Annotated in this window: 1 protein-coding gene; it reads right to left on the bottom strand. The window is 56.9% G+C overall.

Annotation, left to right across the window (positions count from 1 at the left end):
- The coding region (locus A3754_RS08340) for a transposase (RefSeq protein WP_156496919.1) at window positions 1–484 on the bottom strand (484 nt) is incomplete at its 3' end.
- Between the last annotated feature and the right edge of the window lie 270 nt (window positions 485–754).

Raw genomic sequence — 754 nt, 5'->3', positions numbered from 1 at the left:
TCTGAGAGATCAACCTCTTCAAGCCCGCTTTGAGTAGCGGCTCTGCACCCAGGCTTTGCTGGATAATGGTTCGCGCCTTGACCAGTGCCGCACGGCGGCGCAGTAGGGTCTGCAGCGTCCGATACGCCTTGGGTGGCGGGCTCCAGCGGCGCAACGCCTCTTTTTCATGTTGCAGATGGCGGGCAAGTAGCTGCGCATCAGAGGCGTCCGTTTTTGCGCGACCACCTGTGCCTTTGCGGTAATGGTGGAGGCGAGAACCATCAATCACGTAGATGTGATGGCCTTTACGGTGGGCCAGCTCAATGACATCCATGTGATAAGTGCCAGTGGCCTCGATGGCTATCTCGCAGAGGGAAGGCAGATCCTTGAGCCAAGCCCGAATGGCTTGGGGTGTGTTCTCAATGGAATAGGTCTGGCCCAGGAAATAGATGACCAACTCGGCCTTGGCCACGTCGATGCCGATAATGGAGGGTTCTACTTGCATTGCCACTGAACAGCCCCTTGCGCTAGGTTACACATGCTTGTCGGGGCGCACCTGAAACGCTGGCTTGCTAGGTATCGTCGGTCTGAGGTGCGAACTCAGCCGATGGATTCTTTATCGGCGTATGAATAGGTGCGGGGTGGGGCCAAATCTCCTACCGTCTGTACCCTTGGGTCAGATGCTCCTTTGGTCCCTCCACCCCGGCAAGTCCTGCATGGTTGCAGGAAGAGCATTCAAACATACAAGTTCCTCTCGAGGGACGAACCCGCGTAT

This window comes from Alcanivorax sp. HI0083, assembly GCF_001635175.1.
This window is presented reverse-complemented; position numbering and strand designations above follow the sequence as displayed.